Annotated in this window: 3 protein-coding genes and 5 pseudogenes; all 8 read left to right on the forward strand. The window is 34.8% G+C overall.

Annotation, left to right across the window (positions count from 1 at the left end):
* Positions 1-138: pseudogene (locus HRG09_RS29270) on the forward strand (IS6 family transposase); the annotation flags it as partial.
* Between the two features lie 451 nt (positions 139-589).
* Positions 590-772 (forward strand): annotated as a pseudogene (locus HRG09_RS27410) (IS6 family transposase); the annotation flags it as partial.
* An 81-nt stretch (positions 773-853) separates the two neighbouring features.
* Positions 854-2,049 (forward strand): IS3 family transposase gene (locus HRG09_RS27415; protein ID WP_174103970.1). Its coding sequence is split into 2 segments (ribosomal slippage): positions 854-1,160 and positions 1,160-2,049, totalling 1,197 coding nucleotides; the frame shifts between segments, so codons are not numbered across the junction.
* A gap of 39 nt (positions 2,050-2,088) precedes the next feature.
* A pseudogene (locus HRG09_RS27420) lies at positions 2,089-2,427 on the forward strand (DDE-type integrase/transposase/recombinase); the annotation flags it as partial.
* Between the two features lie 820 nt (positions 2,428-3,247).
* Positions 3,248-3,367, forward strand: a pseudogene (locus HRG09_RS29275) (hypothetical protein); the annotation flags it as partial.
* A 14-nt stretch (positions 3,368-3,381) separates the two neighbouring features.
* Positions 3,382-4,020: a nitroreductase family protein gene (locus HRG09_RS27425; protein ID WP_174103968.1), complete on the forward strand. Its 639-nt coding sequence runs from the start codon at positions 3,382-3,384 to the stop codon at positions 4,018-4,020.
* A 39-nt stretch (positions 4,021-4,059) separates the two neighbouring features.
* A complete protein-coding gene (locus HRG09_RS27430) occupies positions 4,060-4,431 on the forward strand; it encodes a DUF1304 domain-containing protein (protein WP_174103969.1) in 372 nt (123 codons plus the stop codon).
* 126 nt (positions 4,432-4,557) lie between these two features.
* A pseudogene (locus tag HRG09_RS27435) lies at positions 4,558-4,638 on the forward strand (IS6 family transposase); the annotation flags it as partial.

Genomic DNA, 4,638 nt, shown 5'->3' on the forward strand with positions numbered 1-4,638 from the left:
TAAAATCTTCGTCATGCTTCACGTACGATAAAAGGTATCGAGACTATTCATGCCCTATATAAACAAAGGCGAAGTCTTCAAAGAGACTCCGCCTTTTCAACATACAATGAACTTCAACAATTACTAGCTACTTCTTAAACATTGTTCCTCATTTACCAACCTGTTTATGCTTTTTTCAAACTTTGCAACAGAACCCCATTTCTCTATCATTAACTTGAGGGGCATGCGGTCAAACCCCGTACCCGCAAAAAAGTTTTCACTATATACATAGTGAAAACTTTTTATATTGAATATTATTAGTATTAAGTCTACATATTATCAATTTACTATATATACTATTTATGTAAAAATAATTATATGCTAAACTTTTTTGAAATCTTTATCCCTAATAAAGATTTTAAAGAGTAATTGTTCTCCTTGTTACAAACATGCCAAGAAAAAAGAAACCTTTACAACGATGTAAGGTTTCTTTTTTCTTGGTATACGGTAACGATTCGGGTTCTGGTGCAAAAACTTCAGGATAATAACAATATATCTATAAAACTTGGACATACTGATACTATTACTCTAGAAAGGGTGCGTGATTAGTATGGAAAAGGAAAGTTTGTTCAAATGGAAGCATTATCAACCAAACATTATTTTGTTAACAGTGAGATGGTACCTGCGGTACAACTTGAGTTTTCGTAATGTAGTGGAAATGATGGAAGAGCGTGGCTTATCGATGGCTCACACAACGATTATGCGTTGGGTTCATCAATATGGACCGGAATTGGTATTATCCCCTTTAAGTAGACAGTGTAAAAAGACCATGTACATACATGGGTGTTACACTATTACTTGGAGGGGATTTTTCGTGGTTAAAAAAGGTACAACATTCAATACGTATTCAGATGGATTAAAACTATCAGCTGTTCAAAGTTATTTAAATGGAGAAGGGAGTTATCAAGCTATAGCTAAGCAATATAATATCAGGAGCTCTACACAACTTAAGGATTGGGTGAAAAAATATAAAGAATTGCGTGATATTACAGATACTCGTGGAAAAAATAGCGGAACTCAAGGTATTCCTAATCCACTAAAAGGAAAACGTGTCCATTTTAACAGTGTGGAGGAAGAGAGAGACTACTACAAGGCACAGGTTGCATATTTAAAAAAGCGTTATCCAAATCTGTAAATGGAGGTGCACTGAGGCACAAGGAGCGATATCGTATCATTGAATCGTTAAAAATGAAATATCCGATCACTTGGCTTACTAAATTCGCAGGTGTACATCGAGCGGGTTATTATAAATGGATCCGTGCGAAAACAGCTAAAAATGTACGGTCAGAAGCGGATCAACAATTAAAAAAAGTGATACAATCTATCCACCTGAAGTACAAACAATACGGCTATCCACGTATGAAAATAGCTTTACAGGAGGAAGGTTTCTTTGTAAATCATAAAAAGGTTTATCGATTAATGAGTGAGCTCAACATTCAATCTATTATTCGTAAGAAGCGACGCTTCTTTAAAGGGAATTATTCGAATACTTTTCCGAATGTTTTAAACCGTAAATTTAAAAATCGAAAACAAAATGAAGCGCTCGTTACAGATATTACGTATTTACGAATCCAAGATGGATTTCGCTATCTTTCTGTCGTGCAAGACATTTATAATAATGAAATTGTTTCTTGGAAAATCTCTAGACGCAATGACAATGAACTCGTATTAGATACGCTTGAAAATTTGGTACAAAGAAGAGATGTGCGTGGAACCATTCTCCATTCAGATCAAGGGTTCCAGTACACATCTCATGTCTACAACAAACGACTTTCAGATTTGGGTATCATCGGCAGCCACTCTCGCAAAGGAAACTGCCATGATAATGCCTGCATCGAGTCATTTTTCTCCCATTTTAAATCGGAGATGTTGTATTTACACCATTTTAAAACAGAAGAAGAAGTAGTACAAGCAATTGAGGAATATATCTACTTCTATAACTATAAACGATTCCAAAAACGACTCAACCACCGAGCTCCGATAGAATATCGAATCTTGATGGCTGCTTAGTCTTTTTTATGGCTGTCTACTTGACAGGGCTAACACCATTTGTGGTCTTTTCATGTTTCTAAACCTCGCGTCATTACGGTGGATAAGAATCCGGCTTATCCTATAGCAATTAAACAGTTGAAAAAGGAGAAAAGCATACCTGACGGCATGCAACTTAGACAACAGAAATACTTGAATAACATTGTGGAACAAGATCATCGTTTTATCAAGAAGCGAGTTCGTTTTATGTTAGGATTGAAGTCACTTCGTACAGCTACTTTAATTTTAAGTGGCATCGAAGCTATGCATATGATGAAAAAAGGGCAACTTCACCAAAGGATGAAATCTGCCCGAAATGAAGCTAAATTCATTCATAGATTGTTTGGATTAGCTGTTTAATCTCCCTGTTAACAGGATATTGCCGTTCTATGGTTGTAGTGAAGTGTTTTTGCACCAGAACCCTTTTTTCTAGAGTTTATCCTCATTTAGAAAACTTTGCAACAGAACCTAAAAAAAGAACCTGCAGGTTTGTAGGTTCTCCTGATAATGATTTATATAAGTAAGACCCGAAAATATAATACAATGATTCGAAAATGAGTTCAAGTAAATAAAAAGAACCCACTGGAGTTTGGGTCCTTTCAGAAGTAATGATGTTTTCTCGGCTTAAGAAAGTGAGAAAATACAAAAATATAATACATCGAGATTTAGAGAATTACAATACTTAAATTTGAGGTTGAAAACTCAAATTTAAAAGAAAAGAGAACCCAAATGGATTCTCTTTTCTTGGCATATTTACAACATTGAGAATGCTGAGACAACTCTTTCAAAACTTTATTAGGGGAAAGTTTTAAAAAATGCCCTTATAACAATAACATAAATGTAATATATAGTAAATTGATAGAATAGAGACTGATTATTATGAATTTTATATAAATTAAATCCTTGCCATACTAGGAGTACCACCAGCATTTCGGAAAAAAACCACGCTAAGAAAAATAACAAGTAAATTAGCCGGATAACCTTATGGTGACCCCTAAATATGATTATCAGAATAAACTTAAAATAACTATGATTTCTAGAAATGCGAACTGATGTTGTGAATTAATTTAAAGCTGATGGAACAAAATAAAACTAATTAAGCAAAAAAACTTGCAAAACTAAAAAGAGGGATGTGTATTGTTGATGTATCATTAATTGATATATCAATTAATTTTTTGGTAAGAAAGAAAAGGAACATTTTATGAAGGAAATGCTCGTAAATGTCAGTTTAGAAGAACGCAATGTACTTATTCATGTTCTATCACAGATGCAAATAAATGTAGAGAATATTAAAGCATAGAGGAGTGTTTATACATGGGAACTACATTAAAAACAAACGATTTTATGAAAATCATGAAAGGACGTCGATCCATACGTAATTATGATCCAACAGTCAAAATCAGCAAAGAAGAGATGGCCAAAATATTAAAGGAAGCTACTACAGCACCATCCTCAGTTAACGCACAACCATGGCGCTTTCTTGTTATCGAAAGCTTGGAGGGAAAAGAAAAGCTTGCAAAACTCGCTAAATTTAATCAATCACAAGTTTCTACTTCATCTGCCGTGATAGCAGTCTTTGCAGATATGGACAACGGTGACTATATAGAAGAAATTTATTCAAAAGCTGTTGAGCTAGGATATATGCCGCAAGAGGTAAAAGACAGACAAGTACAAGCATTGACTGCACATTTTGAAAAGCTTCCAGTCCAAGAAAATCGCGAAACTATTCTGATTGACGCAGGACTTGTCTCCATGCAGTTAATGCTGACAGCACGTGCACATGGATATGATAAAAACCCAATCGGGGGTTATGACAAGAAAAATATCGCTGCAACCTTCGGATTGGAAAAAGAGCGCTATGTACCAGTTATGCTTCTATCTATCGGTAAAGCAGCTGACGAAGGATATGCTTCATACCGTCTCCCTGTTGATAGAATTGCACAATGGAAATAATATGAAACTGATATTAGGGAGTAGAGGGGAGAAAATGGTGTGGAAATAATCGCAGCTATTTTAGTGGGGATCGTAGCATTAGAACATTTATTCATTATGATCCTTGAAATGTTTTTTATTGATTCAAAAGTGGCAAAATGCGCTTTCAAATTACCGAAGCATTTAGAAGGAGATCGAAACGTAGCCATTATGTTTGCAAACCAAGGTTTATATAATGGATTTCTAGCCGCTGGTCTCATTTGGGGACTTATACTGGGGCTCAATCCAATTGGCTATATGATTCAATTATTTTTCGTAATTTGTGTAGTGGTAGCAGCTATTTTCGGAGGTTTCACATCCAATAAATCAATTATTGTGAAACAAGGACTGCCAGCTATTTTAGCACTGGTTACCCTTTTATCTGTGATATAGAACCCAAGCTTTTCAATAACAAGAACCCATTTTTGAAAAAATATAAAAGTACTAATTAATGGTTCTGTTGCAAAGATTTCTAAACTGAGATAACCTGTAGAAAAAGTGTGAGCAGGAGAATGATATATGGGGTATTTTAAGGGAAAACAGTTTAAAAAGGATATTATTTTGGTAGCCGTCGGCTACTATTGTCGTTTTTCTTTAAGT

Origin of the sequence: Bacillus sp. Xin1 (assembly GCF_013314535.1) — a bacterium.
Taxonomy (GTDB): Bacteria; Bacillota; Bacilli; order Bacillales; family Bacillaceae_G; genus Bacillus_A.